This is a genomic window from Azospirillum sp. P4_B5, from assembly GCF_056402275.1.
Window position 1 is genome coordinate 53343 of sequence record NZ_JBFUHT010000017.1, and the last position, 16069, is coordinate 69411.

Consider the following 16069-nt stretch of genomic DNA (forward strand, 5'->3'; position numbering starts at 1 on the left):
TCGCCCCGAAGCATACCGGGGTATTCAGCGCGAGGACCAAGTCCCGCCCATGAAAAGCACCTTGCCGATGAAAAGCACCTTGAACATCTGCGCGCTCGCCTTGACCTGTGCCCTCGTCCCGGCGGTCCTGACCGTGGAACCGGCCGCGGCCAGCGACAAGCCCGCCGGCGGCGGCTGCCCGTGGGCGCAGGATGTCAAGCTGGACCTCAACGGCAAGACCCTCACGCTGAACCAGGAGGCCTTCGCCACGAAGGGGGAGCCGCTGGACCTTGAGGGCTATCAGATCTTCCCGCTGCTCGACCAGTTGAAACTGCGCATCCTCGGCCCACGCGGCCAGGAGTGGGAAGCCGGACTGACCCGCCTGTCCGGCGGCAAGCGCTGCCAGGCCTTCTACGTCGGCAAGCCCTTCCAGGTGTCCGACGAGACGGGCGACCGCAACAGCCTCATCCTGGTCCGCTGACACCCGCGCTGATTCCATCCCGCCAGCGGTCGCGCCCGATCCGGTAGAGGACATGCCGCTTCAGGCGGTGACCGTCGGGAACGCGGGGATGGTCGAAGTCGGCCGCCGCGTCGCGCTCCATCCCCAGCCGCTCCATGACCCGCTGCGACCGCCGGTTCTCCGGCACGGTGAAGGCCACGATCTCGTCGAGCCCAACCGCGCCGAACCCGTGGGCCAGCGCCAGCCCGGCGGCCTCGGTCGCCAGCCCCTGTCCCCAATGGTCGGGGTCGAGCCGCCACCCCACCTCCACGGCGGGGGCGAAGGGCGCCTCCCATGTCACGCGGGCCAGCCCGACGAAGCCGATGAAGGGGCTGCGGCCGGGTCGCTCCACCGCCCAGAAGCCGAAGCCATGCCGGTCGAAATGCTCGCCGATGCGCCGAATCACCGCATCGCTGGCCGCGCGGTCGGGAAGCGGCAGCAGATGCTCCATCACCGCGGGATTTTGCGACAGCGCGTGAAAGGCGTCGGCGTCCCCGCCGCGCCAAGGACGCAGGATCAGACGGGGAGAGGTGAGGGTGACAAGCGGCGCCATCGCACCGGTTCCGTCAGGGCTCGGGCGGCGTGCCGAGCGCCGCCAGCAGCGTCATCAGCGCCGGGTCGCCCTCCGGCACCAGCCGGTAGAGGTTGGCCGCGGCCAGCACGACGCCGCCCCCCGGCCTGGGCGTGAGCCCGGACAAGGCGAAGAGACGGTCCTGCTGGACGCGTTCCGCCTCCAACTCCGTGGCCTTCAGGCGCCGGTAGAGGGCGTCGTCCTCCCCCTTCGCCCGGCGGCGGACGGCGCGCAGCGGGCGGACCACCTCGGCCCGCCAGGGGGCGACCGCGGAGTCGATCCGCGTCAGCTCCTCCACCGGCAGGTCGGCGTTGCAGGCCATGCCCGCCCAGGCGGCGAAGAGCAGAAGGTTCACGTCCTGGCCGAGCCGGTCCTGAAGGTCGAGGCAGGCGGCAGGCACGCCGGGCCGTCCGTAGACGGCGAGCGAGAAGTCCCAGAGCGGGTTTTCCGACATCGCCGCGCCTGCCTCCTCCCCACGAGCCTCCGCTCAGTCGCCCAGGCTGATGCCCAGGCCGCGGGCGGTCTTGACCATGGCGCCGTCCAGCTCCACGCAGGCGTATTTGGCGATGGCGTCGGTGATCGGCACGTCGATGACGCCGCGGTCCGACCAGGCGACCATGCGGTCGAACTTGCCCTCGGCGATCAGGTCCACGGCGTGCACGCCGAAGGCCGAGGCGACCAGACGGTCGCGCGGGCTGGGCATGCTGCCGCGCTGGACGTGACCCAGGACGGTAACGCGGGTTTCCGCCCCCGTCGCGTCGGCGATCTTCTCGCCGATGTAGTCGCCGATGCCGCCGTAACGCTTCTGGCCGCCCTGGAACAGCTTCTGCACGCCGGTGCCGTCCACGGTCTTCACCGCCTCCGACACCACGACCAGGGCGAAGTTGCGGCCCGTCGAGCGCACCTGCTTGATCTTCTGGGCGATCTTCTCGATGGAATAGGCGATCTCGGGGATCAGCACCACGTCGGCGCCGCCGGCGATGCCCGCGGCCAGCGCGATATGGCCGGCGTCGCGGCCCATCACCTCCAGCACCATGACGCGGGCGTGGCTGGCCGCGGTCGGCTGGAGCCGGTCGAGCGCCTCGACCGCGACGCCGACGGCGGTGTCGTAGCCGACCGACACCTCGGTCAGGCCGAGATCGTTGTCGATGGTCTTGGGGATGCCGACCATCTGGAAGCCGCCCTTGTCGGCCAGCTTCTTCAGGATGGCGAAGCTGCCGTCGCCGCCGATGCCGATCAGCGCGTCCAGCCCCAACTCGCGGTAGCCGCCGATGATCTCGTCCGACCGGTCCTTCTGGGTGCCGTCGGCCATCGGGTAGGCGAAGGGGTCGCCGCGGTTGGTCGTGCCGAGGATCGTGCCGCCCATGCGCATCATGTTGCCGTCGACCTGCGGAAGGTCGAGCACCTGATACTGCACCGGACGCTGCAGCAACCCCTGGGTGCCTTCCTTGATGCCCAGGACCTGCCAGCCGTAGGTCAGGACGGCCCGGTGGACCACCGCGCGGATGACCGCGTTCAGCCCGGCGCAGTCGCCGCCGCTGGTGAGAATGCCGATGCGCTTGCCTGCTGTCATGGAGACTGTCCCGTGTCGTCTGGAACCGCTGCGAAAGGTAGTCATACCAGAACGTTGCTCCACCGCAATGGTTCTGGTCCTCCGAGTATATTACATTCCGGCGACCGGATTATAACCCTGCGAAGAATGCGTGGTTTCGCACTGCCGCTGCGCCGGAAATCTGGTATAGTCCCCGCCGCTCAGCCAGCGGGCCCCGCGCGTATGAACGAACAAGAGATGCTGAAGGAAAAACTGGCCACGCTTCGCAGCGAGCATCGCGACCTTGATGACGTGATCGCCCGACTGCACGAACGTGCGCCGTTCGACCAGCTTCAGATGCAACGTCTGAAGAAGCGCAAACTCGCGCTCAAGGACCAGATCATGGTTCTGGAAAGCCGCATGCTGCCCGACATCATCGCCTGACACCGCCTTTCGGCGGAGAACGCGGTGCGGCGCATCGCGTCGCGCTGGACTCCGCGCGCGCGCTTTCTATAATGCGCCGCTTTCCGGACCTAGAGGAAAGCGCGCGCCGTGTCCGCATCCATCGCCGCCACCACCGACCGCAAGCCGCTGGTCGGCATCATCATGGGCAGCCAGTCGGACTGGACCACCATGAAGCACGCCGCCGAGACGCTGACCGCGCTCGGCGTCCCGCACGAGGTCCGGATCGTCTCCGCCCACCGCACCCCGCAGCGTCTGGTCGAGTACGCGACCACCGCCCGTGAGCGCGGCCTGAAGGTGGTGATCGCCGGGGCCGGCGGCGCCGCCCACCTGCCGGGCATGGCCGCCTCGATGACCCCCCTGCCCGTCTTCGGCGTCCCGGTGGAAAGCCACGCGCTGAAGGGCATGGACAGCCTGCTGTCGATCGTCCAGATGCCCGGCGGCGTTCCGGTGGGCACGCTGGCCATCGGCAAGGCCGGCGCCATCAACGCCGCCTTGCTCGCCGGCTCGGTCATCGCCCTGATGGACCCGCAGGTGGCCGAGGCGCTGGACGCCTGGCGCGCCCGCCAGACCGCCGCCGTCGCCGAAGCCCCCGTCGACGAGCCCGCCTGAGCCATGGCCCACCGCATCCTTCCGCCCGGTTCGACCATCGGCATGCTGGGCGACGGCCAGCTCGGCCGCATGACCGCGCTCGCCGCCGCCCGTCTGGGCTACAAGACGCACGTCTACGCGCCGGGATCGGAGGGCAGCCCCTGCGCCCAGGTCGCGGCGGCCGTCACCTCCGCCGGCTGGGACGACCTCGACGCGCTGGAGGCCTTCGCCCGCTCCGTCGACGTGGTGACGCTGGAATGGGAGAACGTCCCGGTCGCCGTGGTCGAGCATCTCGGCCGCTTCACCCCCGTCCATCCCGGCGGCAAGGTTCTGTCGGTCGCCCAGGACCGGGTGGAGGAGAAGTCCTTCGTCAACGCGCTGGGCATCGGCACCGCCCCCTGGCGCGCCGCGCGCAGCGCCGACGAGGTGGCGACGGCGGTGGCGGAGATCGGCCCGCGCTGCATCCTGAAATCCACCCGCCTCGGCTATGACGGCAAGGGGCAGGCGCGGATCGAACCGGGCAGCGACCCGGCGGAGGCTTGGGCGGCCATCCGTTCCGACGCCGGCATCGTGGAGGGCTTCGTCTCCTTCACCTGCGAGGTGTCGGTGATCGTCGCCCGCGGGCTGGACGGCAGCATGGCCGCCTACCCCGCCGTGGAGAACCGGCACAAGGACGGCATCCTCGACAGGACCATCGCCCCGGCCCGCGTTCCGGCGGAGACGGCGGCCGAGGCCGAGCGGGTCGCCCGCCGCATCGCCGAGGCGCTGGACCTCGTCGGGGTGCTGGCGGTGGAGATGTTCGTGACGCCGGACGGCGGCGTGCTGGTCAACGAGATGGCGCCGCGCCCGCACAATTCCGGCCACTGGACCATGGACGCCTGCCATTCCTGCCAGTTCGAGCAGCTCGTCCGCGCCGTCTGCGGCCTGCCGCTGGGCTCGGTGGAACGGGTGGCCGACGCCGAGATGGAGAACCTGATCGGCACCGACGCGGACCGCTGGCCGGAGCTGATGGCCGAGCCCGGCGCCCGCCTGCACCTCTACGGCAAGGCGGAGTCCCGTCCCGGCCGCAAGATGGGCCATGTGACCCGGCTCCGTCCCCGCTCCTGACCCTTCCGGTCGATTCCCTCCGTCCGACCGCCGCGGCGGGTGCGATAATCCGGCGCGGCTCAAAACCACATTTCTCTTTAAATCATTGAAAATTCTAGGTTCCGATATTTTGTTTGGAATGACGCGGTGAATCTTGCCGCTTTTTTCACGACGGGAACACGGCTAGTCTCCATTCAATGAATGAACGCAATTCGATAAACTTTTTCTCAATTTCGGGCTATTGCCGATGCAGCTTGCGCATGACTCGATCAGACGCCCGGTGCCGCAGACCAGCGCGCAGGTCCGACGCCCGTCGCACCGCGAGCGTGACCGCTTCGTCGGTTTCGCTTTCGCCGCGGCGGATTTGCTGATCGAGACGGATGGGCGCGGAGGCATTCTGTTCTGCGCGGGCGCGCGCTGCCGCCTGACCGAAGGGGACGTGGCCGGCTTGGTCGGCACCAGCCTGCTCGACGTCGTGGCGCCGAACGACCGCAAATACGTCACCGTCCTGTTCAAGCGCATCCAGGACAAGGGCCGCATCAAGCCGGCGCGCGTCGTCTTCCAGGGCTGCGACGGCAACCGCTTTCCGGCGCTGCTCGGCGGCTGCCGGCTCGACTCCTGCCCCGGGTCGCTGTTCCTGACCGTGCTGTTGGCCTCCGGCCCGCGCAACACGAACGAGGCGCTCGCCGCAGCGGGCCAGCTTCTCGACGGCAACGCCTTCAGCCACATCCTGGAGGACCGCATCATCAAGGCGCGGGAGAAGGGGCTGGACAACGCCCTGACCCTGCTGCTGATCGACGGCCTGCAGTCGATGGTGGACGCCCTGCCCGAGGGGGCGGCGAGCGAGGTGATGCAGGGGATCGAGGCCTATCTGCGGGCGATCTCCGCCAACGGCGACAGCGCCGGGCAACTGGCCACCGACCGTTACGGCGTCGTCCACGCCTCGGACATCGACGGGCAGGAGGTGCAGGCCCACATCACCCAGATCATCCAGAGCGCCGGCGGCGAGTTGCCCGGCGGCATCCGCACCTGGTCGCTGGACGTGTCGGACGAGCGGCTGGACCCCGCCGACGCGGCGCGCGCGTTGGTCTACACGGTGCAGGCCTTCGCCTCCGCCCAGGGCGGCGAGTTCACCATCTCCAGCCTGGAGGACGGCGCCAAGCGCATGCTGTCCGACGCGGTGGACCGCATCGGCCGGCTGCGCGCGACCATCGAGAAACGCGACTTCTTCGTGGTCTACCAGCCCATCGTCGATATCGGGACCCGGACCGTCCATCATCTCGAAGCGCTGACGCGGGTGGAGGGCATGCCGTCCCCGGCGGACTTCATCACCTTCGCCGAGGATGTCGGGCTGATCTACGATTTCGACCTGCTGCTGACGCAGTCGGTGCTGGACACCATGCACGCCCACCGCAAGGAGCCGACCCTGCCGGACGTGGCGATCAACCTGTCCGCCAAGACGCTGATGAGCCCTATTTTCCTGCGCCAGTTCCTGGCGGTGACGGAGCCCTATGGCGAGCTTGCCCGCAAGCTGCTGATTGAGGTGACCGAGACCGTCGTCGTCACCGACATCGCCAAGTTGAACGAGGTTTTGCAAAAGCTCCGCGCCGCCGGTTTTCGTATTTGCCTGGACGACGTCGGGGCCGGATCGACCTCCTTTCAATCGCTCTACGGCATCCAGGCGGATTTTGCCAAGATCGACGGCCACTTCGTCCGCGGCGCCGTGGACAGCGGCCGCGACATGGCCATGCTGCGGTCCATGGTGGACGTGTGCCGCCAGTTGGGGCTGGGGCTGATCGGGGAGCAGGTGGAAGGGCCGGAGCACGCGCAGCTCCTGACGGAGCTGGGGGTGCCGCTGGCGCAGGGCTACCTCTACAGCCGCCCCTCCCGCGACTTCGCCTATTTCGCGAAGGACTGGGCTAAGATGGCCGGCACAGGCGGCAAGGTTCTCAGGAAAGGCTGACGCGCGGCGGGAACCGGCCGCTCCCGCCCATCGTCAAGCCGGCATCAGGCCGGCGTCAGGCCAGTTCGTGCGCCGCATCGATGCAGTGGCGCGCCTGGGCGAGCAGTTCGCGGTTGCGGTCCATGAACTCCTTGGCGGCGCCGCAAGCCCCCGGATGCAGCCGGACTTCCGCCAGAAGCCGTTCCGCTTCGTCCAGCGAGTTCAAGACCGATACCGCCGTGTCGATGTCCATGGCCATCCCCTTAAGCGTGGCGTGCTGCAGCGCAGCGCGTTCATCAGGCGGCTATGACAAAAGCATTATTTCGCACCGCAGCGTATTGGCCATAACGTCGCAGATTTAGAACATTTTAACATATTTATCGCCAAAAACGTGCATCATCGCCGCTCGAGCTTCTCCAGCGCATCCACCTGTACGCGGATGACCTTTTCCGTTGCGGAGAAGCCCTGCCGGCGGGTCAGGACGACGATGACCGCCGCGGTGGACACCATGAAGAACCAGGGGCCGAGCATCCAGGCCAGCGCCGCCATGGCGAAGTAATAGGCACGCATGCCGCCGTTCAGCGCCTTGACGGCCAGAGTCATGGCGGCGGCGATGCTGTCGGCCATCGCCGTCTTCTCCTCCGCCGGCACCGGGGGCAGCGGGGCGGAGCCGATCAGGGCGCAGCAGTAATTGTACTGGCGCAGCGCCCAGGTGAACTTGAAGAAGCCGAAGGTGAAGATCGCCACGAGCAGCAGCATCTTCAACTCGAAGAACTCGCGCGTGGTCTGCACCGTGAAGGACAGCGTGCCGACCAGCTTGTGAGCGCTCTCCACCGCGCCGAAGGCACCGACCAGACCGGCCAGGATCAGCATGTTCGTGCTGGCGAAGAAGGTGCAGCTCTGCATCGTGTGGCCGACGAGCTGCGAGTCCATGATGCGGTTGTCGCGCTCCAGCATCCGCTCCATCCAGTGACGGCGCACCTTTTTCAGATGCTGGTTGACCACCATGCGCCCGCTCAGCATGTGGTCCTGGATCAGCGTGAAGCCCGCCCAGCAGGCCAGGAACCACAGGAAGGCGACGATATCGAGGAAGGTGATGTCGGGCGTCACGGGCGGACACTCTGGCGCGAGGGGAAGGGGGCGGTCCGGCGCAAGGGTGTAGCCGTCCCCCCGCCGCCTGTCCAGGGGCGCCCCGGTGGGGCAGGACACCCCTACCCTCGCCTCTGCACCGCGTTCAGCACATGGACCCGGATCGCGCTCGACAGGTTGCCGCTGCGGGTCGAATCGATCTCCTCGATCAGCGCGTTGACCGACATCCCCCGCACCTGCGCGAGGCCCTTCAGCGCCTCCCAGAACTCCTCTTCCAGAGAGACGCTGGTCGGGTGCCCGGCGATGAGGACGGAGCGCTTTTTCATGGACGGCGCACGGCCCCGGTCACCGGGGCTTCACCATGGTTTCCGGCTTGACCCACTGATCGAACTGCTCCTCGGTCAGCAGGCCCAGCGCCACGCCGGCCTGTTTCAGAGTCGTTCCCTCCTTGTGGGCCTTCTTGGCGATCTTCGCCGCGTTGTCGTAACCGATGTGCGGGTTCAGCGCGGTGACCAGCATCAGGCTCTCGTTCAGCAGCTGCCCGATGCGCTCGCGGTTCGCCTCGATGCCGACCACGGCGTTGTCGGTGAAGCTGTTGCAGGCGTCGGCCAGCAGCCGGATCGACTGGAGCACGTTGTAGGCGATCACCGGCTTGAAGACGTTCAGCTCGAAATGGCCGGTGGCGCCGGCGATGCTGACGGTGGTCTGGTTGCCCATCACCTGGGCGCAGACCATGGTCATCGCCTCCGACTGGGTGGGGTTCACCTTGCCGGGCATGATCGAGGAGCCGGGCTCGTTCTCCGGCAATGAGATTTCTCCGATGCCGCAGCGCGGGCCGGAGCCGAGCAGGCGGATGTCGTTGGCGATCTTCATCAGCGACACCGCCAGCGTGTTCAGGCTGCCATGCGCGTCCACCAGCGCGTCGTGGCTCGCCAGCGCCTCGAACTTGTTCTCGGCTGTGACGAAGGGCAGCCCGGTGATGGAGGCCACCTCCTCGGCGAAGGCTTCGGCGAAGCCGGTCTTGGCGTTCAGCCCGGTGCCCACCGCCGTGCCGCCCTGGGCCAGCCGGTAGAGCTGCGGCAGCGACGCCTTCACCCGCTCGATCCCGTAGGCGATCTGGGTGGCGTAGCCGGAAAACTCCTGCCCCAGGGTCAACGGTGTGGCGTCCTGGAGATGGGTGCGCCCGATTTTCACGATGTCGGCGAACTCGGCCGCCTTCGCGGCCAGCGCCGCGTGCAGATGCTCCAGCGCCGGCAGAAGCTCGTGGTGGATCTGCTCGGCCGCGGCGATGTGCATGGCGGTGGGGAAGCTGTCGTTGGACGACTGCCCCATGTTGACGTGGTCGTTGGGGTGGACCGGCTTCTTCGACCCCATCTCGCCGCCCAGCGCCTCGATGGCGCGGTTGGAGATGACCTCGTTCGCGTTCATGTTGCTCTGGGTGCCGGAGCCGGTCTGCCAGACCACCAGCGGGAAATGATCGGCGAGCGTGCCGTCGATCACCTCCTCCGCCGCCTCGACGATGGCGCGGCCCAGCCGGGGGTCGAGCACCTCCAGCGCCATGTTGGCGAGCGCCGACGCCTTCTTCTGGATGCCGAGCGCGCGCACCAGCGCCGGCGGCATGCGCTCCCCGCCGATGCGGAAGTTGCGCAGCGAGCGCTGCGTCTGGGCGCCCCAGTAACGGTCGGCGGCAACCTCGATCGGTCCGAAGCTGTCGGTCTCGGTGCGCATCCCGGTCTTACCGGTCATGGTCAGGTCCTCGTCGGTTCGAACATCGTTCCGGTCAGCGAATTTTTTCCCGAATCGCCCGCCGGGCAAGGGGAATCAACGCGGAATCCCCTTTGGGCAAGGGTCCGGCCGAATTTGTTCTTGTTGCGTTCCGTTTCCTGCGTTACCGTTTCGGCGTGACCGGCCCTGCACCCCATCCCGCCCCCATCCCGCTGCCCCTCTCCAAGCCCTGGGAGATTCGAATGAGCGACTTCGCCACGGACCATGTCCGCGCCTTCATCGCCAAGACCCGCGTCGCCGAGATGACGGCGAAGGGTTGGCACGTGGTCGGCCCCGGCGAGGAAGGCTCCCTACTCATGGAAGGGCCGCAGCTTGGCGGCGCACCGGTTCGCCTGTCGGCCTTGGTCAACGATCTGTTCGACGATCTGGTCGCCCAGGCGCTGGAGCGCGCCGACCGCATCGACCACGCCGCGGGTCGGCTGCCGCGCGCCGCGTAAGGAGCTACGCCCGGCGCGCCGGGCCCGGCAAAGGACGTACTCCGCCCGGCGGGACGGCCTGTTAACGTCCCGCCGTGGCGACTTAGGGCTTGCGGACGTCGCCGTTAAGGCTCCGCTTCCCTCCCGCCTATGACGGTCCGGCCGCTACGACCTTTGCCGGAAGTCCTTGAAAAGTCTCACAGCCTCAGAAAAGCGCCTGCTCATTTCAAGAAAAGTGGTAATCCTTCCGGGTAAAATCCCCCTATATTTGTCGGTCACGGGATTACCCCTCAAGACACCAGCCCGGCGGAGGCCCCGTTAGTAAGTCGTTAACCGGGACATGGCCAAATAGAGACATCACGAACACACAAGACAAAACGGAGTTTTAAAATGCTGATCGCCACCACCACCGAACAGATTACCTCGTCCTCTCGCGTTCACATCGCCCTGGTCGATGAGTTCATCCAGCTGGCGCTGAACCGGATCGACGGCCAGAACGACCCCTTCGTCCGCGAAAGCCTCGCCGACCTGCTGTCCACCCTGCGCGAGGAGCGGTCCGGCTACCTGGACCTGCTGAACGCCGCGATGCCGGCCAAGGCCGCCTGAGGGTCCCGGACGACCCGGGCATAAGTACCGCGTGGTGGCGATGAGGTCGGGGCCATCGAAAAGCCCCGACCGTCAGCCCACCGGAACAGAACAGCGCTTTCGTTCCCTCAAGCCTCATCCGCCTGCGCGGCCAGTGCTGCGATCGCATCGCCGGTGAGACGGTAGGGAAGCCACTCCTCCATCTGTTTGAAGCCGATGCGCAGATAGAAATCGCGTGCCGGGTTCCAGTGCAGCACATTCAGGTCGACACGGCGACAGCCCCGCTCGGCCGCCAGTTTCGCCACCGTCGCCAGCAGCTTGCGGCCAACGCCATAGCGCCGCGCTTGCGGGGTGACGTAGAGATCCTCCACGAACAGGCCGGCCCGCCCTTCCCAGGTGGAATAGTTGCGGAAGCACAGCGCGAAGCCGACGGGTTCCCCGTCCAGTTCGGCGATCAGCGCCTCGAACACCGGACGCTCGCCCCAGCCGTCGCGCCGGAAGTCCGCCTCGCTCGCCTTCACGGCGTGGGGTTCGTTTTCGAACGCGGCGAGTTCCCGGACGAAGCGGAGAATGGTCGGGCAATCGGCCTCGACGGCCGGACGGACGGTCACGGTGGGCATGGCAACTCCAGATCTCACGATGGCGCGACGATAGCCGCGCCGGCCACACGGCAACAACCGCTTTGCCATCCGCCGGCGGTGGGCCTAGGCTGCGCGCCATGCGGGACATCCAGACCATCGGCGGCTTTTCCGTCCGCGAAGCCCGGCCCGGCGAGCGCCACGCCCTGCTGGCTCTGGTCGCGCGGATCGACGCGGAAAGCGATTTCCTCCTGCGCGAGCCCGGCGAGCGGCCCTTCTGGGCACGCGACGTCGCGGCCCTCCAGGCGTCCGGCAACTCCACCATCTTCGTCGCCGAGGCCGTCGGCAACCACTCCGCGGACCTCGTCGGCTATCTCAGCGCCCATGGCGGGCGGTTCCGCCGCAACCGCGGCGCGGTGACCTTGGCGGTCGGCGTGCGGCGCGATTGGAACGGGCGCGGCGTCGCCACCGCGCTGTTCGCCGCGGCGGAGACCTGGGCGCGGCGGACCGGCGCGCACCGGCTGGAACTCACCGTGGCCGAGAGCAACAGCCGCGCCCTGTCCCTTTACGAACGGCTCGGCTTTCTCGACGAGGGGCTGATGCGTGACGTCCTGCGCGTCAACGGCGCGTGGCGCAGCGAGCGGCTGATGGGCAAGGTCCTCGGGGCGGAGGGCGTTCCCGAATGGCCGGTCCCGATGCCCGGCCTGACCGTCGAAGCGCCATTCCAGGCGCGGATCGGGCGGTTGGAAATCCGCCCCGCCCTGCCCGCGGACGCCGCCGCCTACCTCGCCTACGACCGCGCGGTGCGGAGCGAAACCCACTTCCTGATGCGCAGCGCCGCCGAATCCCTGCCGGATGTCGCGGCGGCCCGGCGCTTCCTTGCCGAACAGAGGATCGGCGACCGGACAGCCACCCTGCTGGCCGTCGCGGACGGCACCATCGCCGGGTCGCTGTCACTGTGGACCGGCGCCTACGCCCGCACCGCGCACGAGGCCGGTCTGGGGCTGGCGGTGCGCCGGGACTTCTGGGCGCAGGGCATCGGCGGACGCCTGATCGGCGCGGCGGACCTCTGGGCGCGGGCGCGGCGGCTGCACCGGCTGTCGCTCTGGGTGTTCGGCCACAACAGCCGCGCCCGGCGCTTCTACGCCAAGCACGGCTTCGAGGAGGAGGCGGTGGCCCGCCGCCACAGCCTGATCGACGGGCGGCTGGCCGACCAGGTGTCGATGGCCAGGCTCTATGGAGCCAAGCCGTAAAGGAAGGGGCGCTACGCCACCCCCGCCGCTGCCGCCGGACGTCCCGCGACCAACTCCTCGAACCGCGCCAGATAACGTTCCGTCATGCCATCCAGCGAGTAGCGGGCGCGGGCGACGGCGCGGCAGGCGTCGGGGTCCAAGCCCTCGCAGTCCTCGATGGCGCGGGCCATCTCCTCGGCGTCCTTGACCAGGAAACCGGTGACGCCGGGCTCCACGAGGTCGGCCAGGGCGCCGGTCGGGAAGGCCACCACCGGGGTGCCGCAGGCCAGCGCCTCCAGCGCCGCGACGGGGGTCGGCTCCGACATCAGGCTGGGCGCCAGCAGGCAGCGCGCCGCCCCCAGCATCCAGCGCTTGCGCCCAAAGCCGATCCGCCCGAGGAAGCGGCGCTTGGGGTCCAGCCGGGGCCGGATCTCTTCCTGAAGGTAGCGCTGCTCCTCCGCGCCGCGGGACAGGCCGCCGCAGAGAAGAAGTTGCATGTCGATCTGCCGCGCCGCGTCCAGCGCGATGTGGAAGCCCATCTCCGGCTCGATGTCGCCCAGGCAGACGGCGAAGCGGCGTTTCGGCACGCGGATGTGCAGGCGGTCCACCGCCACACCGATCTCCAGCGGCGACAGGAACGTCAGGCCGGGCGAAGCCCCGCGCACCTGCGCGGCGGACACCGGCTGGAGATGGAGGTTCGCTCGCGGGACCGTCAGGGCTTCCGGCCGGTAGCGGTCCAGCGGCTGGTAGAGTGTCGCCAGGACCGGAACGTCCTGCGGCGGCAGCAGGAGGTCGAAGTCACGGACATGGAGGTGGACGAGATCCGGCGCATGATCCTCCACCGCCTTGGCGACCACGGTGGCGACCCGCCTCAGAACAGCGGCCTGCGCCCGCTCGTCCGGCGCCTGCCCGTGGGCCCCGCCATGGACGCGCGCCAGCGGGATCAGCGTTCCCGCCACCGCCGAATCCTCCGGCGCGATGACGACCGAGCGGTGCCCGGCGCGGACCAGGGCGGCGTCGATGGCGCCGGCCACCTGCTCGGCCGTGCCTTCGCTCTCCGGATCGGCGCCGACCGGGGCGAAAGGCGACGCCACCGTGAGGATGGTCAATCCCATCGTGCCGCCTCCAGAAAACGAAGGCCCGAAGGGGCGCCGACGCTCGGGTGACGTTTTCCAGCCGGCCTGTTCCTGCGCATCACCGCTTCGTTCATCCCATGTCCCTGTGGTGTTATTCATTGGAACTTATTGTCTGACGCACGCTCTTCTTTCTCTCCGACATCTTGGCGGCCCGGAGAAAAGCCGGAATCGGGACAGTCCTGTTGCCATTGCCCCGTTATTGTTTTCTACGAAAATGCGTCGCCGGTAACCGGGGTATTGGAAGTGGATCGACTCGCGGAAGGGATAGCCGTCCTGCACCGGGTTGCCGACCTCGGAACCGGGAACCCGACCGGACGGTCAGGACGCCAAGGGCGGCTTACTTCCAACAGAGGCAAGCCGGGCAACCGGGGAACGTCGGATCAATCATCGCCGCCCCCCTTGATGTCGAGGATGGAGCGCAATTCCCGCACCCGCCGTTCCGCCGTGTGCTCCTCCAGAACGCGCGACCGCGCGCGCTGGGCCAGCGTGGCGAGATGGCCGCGCGGCAGCATCAACGCCGTGGTCACGTCGTCGGTTTCCCGCGCGACCAGGATGTCGCGTCCCGGCTCGAAGAAGGCGCCGATCCCCTCCCATTCGTCGGAGATCACCGGAACACCGCAGGCCGCCGCCTCGAACAGCCGGATGGACGGGCACCAGCCCATCGCCTTCAGGGGCTGGCGCGTCACGTTCAGCGTCAGGGTGGAGGAGCAGAAGAAGGCCGCGTGCTCCGCCGGCGGCAGATGCCGGACGCGCTGGATGTTGGCCCCCCAGGACGCGTCGTCCGGATAGCCGCCGCCGGCCAGGACGAAGCGCCGCCGTCCCAGCCGCCGGGCCGGCTCGATGAACAGCGCTTCCAGCGCCGCCCGCCGGTCCTCGACCCAGGCGCCGAGGTGGCAGAGGTCGCCGAGATAGCGCCGCACCGGATCGGCGGGACGGTGCAGGTCCGGGTCGACCCAGGCGTAGAGCGGTGCGACGAACCGCGCGCCCAACTGCGTCTTCAGCGCCTCCAGCGCCTGCCCGCCGGTGCTGCTCAGCACGGTGTCGAATCCGCCCAGCCCCTCCGGTGGCAGATAGGCCGGCCGCTCCCCCGTTTCGGAACGGGACAGGGTGATGTGCGTGTCGAGGTCGTAATAGACCGTGCGCTGGGCCTTCGACTCCAGTACGAGGTGGGAGGCCGCCGCTCCGTCCGGACAACCGGAGGTCACCATCGCGACGTCCGCCTCGTCGGCGTGACGCCGCGCCGCCGCCGCCACATCCTCCCAGCGGTCGTAGAGGAGAAGCTCCCCGCCGGGGATGTCCCACAGGTCGCGGTGCTCCGCCCGCTCGGGCGTGTCGCGTTCCAGGAAGACGACGCGGTTGCCGCGCCGCGCCAGGGCCTTGACCAGCCCCCGCCACAGGGTGGCGTGCCCGTTGCTCCAGGAGGAGCTGATGGATTGTCCGAAGATGATGATTTTCATGATGTTGGCGCCATGCCTCCGCCCCCGAGCCTCCATCCCGATGGCCCTTCCGGAACAACGTGCCCCGTCCGTTCGTGTTCCGGACGCCGGACCCGCGCGGAGGGGGTGCCCCAGGGGTCCGCCGTCGCGGCCGGCAGGCCGGCTCCCCCGCCGGCGCCGCACGCTTTGCGTGTTTACTGCAGAAGGGATCCAACTATGAATGAATTTGTATAAAAATGTCGTTTAACCACCTAAGGGGGATATGAGATAATAAGTTCGTGAAAAAAGAAAATCATTCACTTGTGTGACAACCAAGCGTCAAAACTCAAAAAACAATCCCAACGCGAAAGACACATCATGCGCAAGGCTCTTTTCACCGCCGCGCTTGCGATGGCAAGCGGGATGGCTTTGTTCAGCACCCCCGCGGCCGCCTGCAACGACGAGGCGTACATCGGCACCGTCTGCACCTTCGCGTTCGACTGGTGTCCCCGCAACTACGTTCCGGCCGATGGCCGGACGCTGGCCGTCCGCGAATATCAGGCGCTGTTCTCGCTGGTCGGCTACCGCTACGGCGGCAACAACGCGGACATCTTCGGCATCCCCGACCTGCGCGGCCGCGCCGCCATCGGCACCGGGACCGGCCCCGGCTTGGCGAACGTCGCCATCGGCGCCAAGGTCGGCCAGCAGGAGCTTCTGCTGTCGGCGGCGCAGGTTCCGCTGCAGCCGCACACCCACGCCGCCACTTTCGTCGGCACCGGCGGCGGCTCGGGCGGCTCGACCACCGTTCCCTTCACCGGCACCGTCAGCCTGCCCATCACCACCGGCGGCAGCCCGGTGTCGGCCCCGACCTCGGGCACCGTCTATCTCGGCGACACCTCGATCGACGACGGCGGCGCCGGCAGCACCATCATCGGACCGTACAACACCAGCGGCCCGGCGCCGAGCACGGCCGCCAGCGTCGCCGGAACGGCCAGCGGCACCGTCACGGTTCCAAACACCGGCATCACCGGCGGGACCGTGGCGGTCGCCCCGGCGGCGGCCGGCGCCACCCAGAAGGTCTCCACCCAGTCCCCGGCGATTGGCCAGACCATCTGCATCGTAGCCAACGGCCTGTACCCGAACCGTCCGTAACGGGTTGCTGCCACAAAAGC

The 16069-nt window shown here is 68.4% G+C and carries 19 protein-coding genes; 9 read left to right on the top strand and 10 right to left on the bottom strand.

All coding sequences use genetic code 11. The features are described from left to right. The first annotated feature begins 67 nt into the window (after nucleotides 1-67). On the top strand, nucleotides 68-460 hold the full coding sequence (locus AC1DVI_RS14890; RefSeq protein WP_476958606.1) for a hypothetical protein: 393 nt from the start codon (nucleotides 68-70) through the stop codon (nucleotides 458-460). On the opposite strand, the gene AC1DVI_RS14895 is transcribed toward AC1DVI_RS14890, so the two are convergent. The 3 genes from AC1DVI_RS14895 to AC1DVI_RS14905 are packed head-to-tail and all read right to left on the bottom strand — an operon-like array spanning nucleotide 444 to nucleotide 2622. After that, nucleotides 444-1031: a GNAT family N-acetyltransferase gene (locus AC1DVI_RS14895; RefSeq protein WP_476958607.1), complete on the bottom strand. Its 588-nt coding sequence runs from the start codon at nucleotides 1029-1031 to the stop codon at nucleotides 444-446. The two genes, AC1DVI_RS14890 and AC1DVI_RS14895, sit on opposite strands and share 17 nt — an antisense overlap. Before the next feature lie 13 nt (nucleotides 1032-1044). After that, complete coding sequence (locus tag AC1DVI_RS14900; RefSeq protein WP_476958608.1) at nucleotides 1045-1503, bottom strand: TIGR02444 family protein; 459 nt, start codon at nucleotides 1501-1503, stop codon at nucleotides 1045-1047. Nucleotides 1504-1536: 33 nt separating this feature from the next. Next, nucleotides 1537-2622, bottom strand: a complete 1086-nt coding sequence (locus tag AC1DVI_RS14905) for an ATP-dependent 6-phosphofructokinase (protein WP_145679549.1) — start codon at nucleotides 2620-2622, stop codon at nucleotides 1537-1539. Between the two features lie 216 nt (nucleotides 2623-2838). Between AC1DVI_RS14905 and AC1DVI_RS14910 the strand changes: the two genes are divergently transcribed. The 4 genes from AC1DVI_RS14910 (at nucleotide 2839) to AC1DVI_RS14925 (ending at nucleotide 6682) form a co-directional block, all read left to right on the top strand. Further along, complete coding sequence (locus AC1DVI_RS14910; protein WP_014239909.1) at nucleotides 2839-3024, top strand: YdcH family protein; 186 nt, start codon at nucleotides 2839-2841, stop codon at nucleotides 3022-3024. A 162-nt stretch (nucleotides 3025-3186) separates the two neighbouring features. Then, nucleotides 3187-3654: a 5-(carboxyamino)imidazole ribonucleotide mutase gene (gene purE / locus AC1DVI_RS14915; protein WP_476958635.1), complete on the top strand. Its 468-nt coding sequence runs from the start codon at nucleotides 3187-3189 to the stop codon at nucleotides 3652-3654. Between the two features lie 3 nt (nucleotides 3655-3657). Beyond that, a complete protein-coding gene (locus AC1DVI_RS14920; RefSeq protein WP_476958609.1) occupies nucleotides 3658-4740 on the top strand; it encodes a 5-(carboxyamino)imidazole ribonucleotide synthase in 1083 nt (360 codons plus the stop codon). Between the two features lie 226 nt (nucleotides 4741-4966). Further along, on the top strand, nucleotides 4967-6682 hold the full coding sequence (locus AC1DVI_RS14925; RefSeq protein ID WP_476958610.1) for a sensor domain-containing phosphodiesterase: 1716 nt from the start codon (nucleotides 4967-4969) through the stop codon (nucleotides 6680-6682). A gap of 55 nt (nucleotides 6683-6737) precedes the next feature. Here AC1DVI_RS14925 and AC1DVI_RS14930 read toward each other — a convergent pair whose 3' ends face one another. The 4 genes from AC1DVI_RS14930 to fumC all read right to left on the bottom strand — a co-directional run bounded on the left by AC1DVI_RS14930 (nucleotide 6738) and on the right by fumC (nucleotide 9496). After that, on the bottom strand, nucleotides 6738-6914 hold the full coding sequence (locus tag AC1DVI_RS14930) for a hypothetical protein (RefSeq protein ID WP_170295983.1): 177 nt from the start codon (nucleotides 6912-6914) through the stop codon (nucleotides 6738-6740). A gap of 143 nt (nucleotides 6915-7057) precedes the next feature. Next, a complete protein-coding gene (locus AC1DVI_RS14935) occupies nucleotides 7058-7771 on the bottom strand; it encodes a DUF599 domain-containing protein (RefSeq protein WP_476958611.1) in 714 nt (237 codons plus the stop codon). 101 nt (nucleotides 7772-7872) lie between these two features. Further along, nucleotides 7873-8076, bottom strand: a complete 204-nt coding sequence (locus AC1DVI_RS14940) for a ribbon-helix-helix domain-containing protein (protein ID WP_149167430.1) — start codon at nucleotides 8074-8076, stop codon at nucleotides 7873-7875. A 19-nt stretch (nucleotides 8077-8095) separates the two neighbouring features. Next, the gene (gene fumC / locus AC1DVI_RS14945) at nucleotides 8096-9496 is read right to left on the bottom strand and encodes a class II fumarate hydratase (protein WP_476958612.1); all 1401 of its coding nucleotides are present in this window, start codon (nucleotides 9494-9496) and stop codon (nucleotides 8096-8098) included. A gap of 221 nt (nucleotides 9497-9717) precedes the next feature. Here fumC and AC1DVI_RS14950 point away from each other — a divergent pair, with 221 nt between their 5' ends. Continuing rightward, nucleotides 9718-9972, top strand: coding sequence for a hypothetical protein (locus AC1DVI_RS14950; protein ID WP_476958613.1), 255 nt, complete (start codon nucleotides 9718-9720; stop codon nucleotides 9970-9972). Between the two features lie 369 nt (nucleotides 9973-10341). Continuing rightward, a complete protein-coding gene (locus tag AC1DVI_RS14955) occupies nucleotides 10342-10557 on the top strand; it encodes a hypothetical protein (RefSeq protein WP_014239900.1) in 216 nt (71 codons plus the stop codon). Between the two features lie 107 nt (nucleotides 10558-10664). Here the strand turns inward: AC1DVI_RS14955 and AC1DVI_RS14960 are convergent, their stop codons facing one another. After that, nucleotides 10665-11156 (bottom strand): GNAT family N-acetyltransferase, encoded by a 492-nt coding sequence (locus tag AC1DVI_RS14960; RefSeq protein WP_149167434.1) that lies wholly within the window; start codon nucleotides 11154-11156, stop codon nucleotides 10665-10667. A 98-nt stretch (nucleotides 11157-11254) separates the two neighbouring features. On the opposite strand from AC1DVI_RS14960, the gene AC1DVI_RS14965 reads away from it, so the two are divergent. After that, the gene (locus AC1DVI_RS14965) at nucleotides 11255-12367 is read left to right on the top strand and encodes an N-acetyltransferase family protein (protein ID WP_476958614.1); all 1113 of its coding nucleotides are present in this window, start codon (nucleotides 11255-11257) and stop codon (nucleotides 12365-12367) included. A gap of 11 nt (nucleotides 12368-12378) precedes the next feature. On the opposite strand, the gene AC1DVI_RS14970 is transcribed toward AC1DVI_RS14965, so the two are convergent. Continuing rightward, nucleotides 12379-13461, bottom strand: a complete 1083-nt coding sequence (locus tag AC1DVI_RS14970; protein ID WP_476958615.1) for a glycosyltransferase — start codon at nucleotides 13459-13461, stop codon at nucleotides 12379-12381. A 401-nt stretch (nucleotides 13462-13862) separates the two neighbouring features. Then, nucleotides 13863-14939 (bottom strand): CgeB family protein, encoded by a 1077-nt coding sequence (locus tag AC1DVI_RS14975; RefSeq protein ID WP_476958616.1) that lies wholly within the window; start codon nucleotides 14937-14939, stop codon nucleotides 13863-13865. 381 nt (nucleotides 14940-15320) lie between these two features. Between AC1DVI_RS14975 and AC1DVI_RS14980 the strand changes: the two genes are divergently transcribed. Next, the gene (locus tag AC1DVI_RS14980) at nucleotides 15321-16049 is read left to right on the top strand and encodes a phage tail protein (protein ID WP_476958617.1); all 729 of its coding nucleotides are present in this window, start codon (nucleotides 15321-15323) and stop codon (nucleotides 16047-16049) included. Nucleotides 16050-16069: the final 20 nt, after the last annotated feature.

What these genes read in the sequence shown, in the direction of transcription:
- AC1DVI_RS14890 (WP_476958606.1), top strand. Translation starts at nt 68, where the DNA reads ATGAAAAGCACCTTGAACATCTGCGCGCTCGCCTTGACCTGTGCCCTC.
- AC1DVI_RS14895 (WP_476958607.1), bottom strand. Translation starts at nt 1,031, where the DNA reads ATGGCGCCGCTTGTCACCCTCACCTCTCCCCGTCTGATCCTGCGTCCT.
- AC1DVI_RS14900 (WP_476958608.1), bottom strand. Translation starts at nt 1,503, where the DNA reads ATGTCGGAAAACCCGCTCTGGGACTTCTCGCTCGCCGTCTACGGACGG.
- AC1DVI_RS14905 (WP_145679549.1), bottom strand. Translation starts at nt 2,622, where the DNA reads ATGACAGCAGGCAAGCGCATCGGCATTCTCACCAGCGGCGGCGACTGC.
- AC1DVI_RS14910 (WP_014239909.1), top strand. Translation starts at nt 2,839, where the DNA reads ATGCTGAAGGAAAAACTGGCCACGCTTCGCAGCGAGCATCGCGACCTT.
- purE (WP_476958635.1), top strand. Translation starts at nt 3,187, where the DNA reads ATGGGCAGCCAGTCGGACTGGACCACCATGAAGCACGCCGCCGAGACG.
- AC1DVI_RS14920 (WP_476958609.1), top strand. Translation starts at nt 3,658, where the DNA reads ATGGCCCACCGCATCCTTCCGCCCGGTTCGACCATCGGCATGCTGGGC.
- AC1DVI_RS14925 (WP_476958610.1), top strand. Translation starts at nt 4,967, where the DNA reads ATGCAGCTTGCGCATGACTCGATCAGACGCCCGGTGCCGCAGACCAGC.
- AC1DVI_RS14930 (WP_170295983.1), bottom strand. Translation starts at nt 6,914, where the DNA reads ATGGACATCGACACGGCGGTATCGGTCTTGAACTCGCTGGACGAAGCG.
- AC1DVI_RS14940 (WP_149167430.1), bottom strand. Translation starts at nt 8,076, where the DNA reads ATGAAAAAGCGCTCCGTCCTCATCGCCGGGCACCCGACCAGCGTCTCT.
- fumC (WP_476958612.1), bottom strand. Translation starts at nt 9,496, where the DNA reads ATGACCGGTAAGACCGGGATGCGCACCGAGACCGACAGCTTCGGACCG.
- AC1DVI_RS14950 (WP_476958613.1), top strand. Translation starts at nt 9,718, where the DNA reads ATGAGCGACTTCGCCACGGACCATGTCCGCGCCTTCATCGCCAAGACC.
- AC1DVI_RS14955 (WP_014239900.1), top strand. Translation starts at nt 10,342, where the DNA reads ATGCTGATCGCCACCACCACCGAACAGATTACCTCGTCCTCTCGCGTT.
- AC1DVI_RS14960 (WP_149167434.1), bottom strand. Translation starts at nt 11,156, where the DNA reads ATGCCCACCGTGACCGTCCGTCCGGCCGTCGAGGCCGATTGCCCGACC.
- AC1DVI_RS14965 (WP_476958614.1), top strand. Translation starts at nt 11,255, where the DNA reads ATGCGGGACATCCAGACCATCGGCGGCTTTTCCGTCCGCGAAGCCCGG.
- AC1DVI_RS14970 (WP_476958615.1), bottom strand. Translation starts at nt 13,461, where the DNA reads ATGGGATTGACCATCCTCACGGTGGCGTCGCCTTTCGCCCCGGTCGGC.
- AC1DVI_RS14975 (WP_476958616.1), bottom strand. Translation starts at nt 14,939, where the DNA reads ATGAAAATCATCATCTTCGGACAATCCATCAGCTCCTCCTGGAGCAAC.
- AC1DVI_RS14980 (WP_476958617.1), top strand. Translation starts at nt 15,321, where the DNA reads ATGGCTTTGTTCAGCACCCCCGCGGCCGCCTGCAACGACGAGGCGTAC.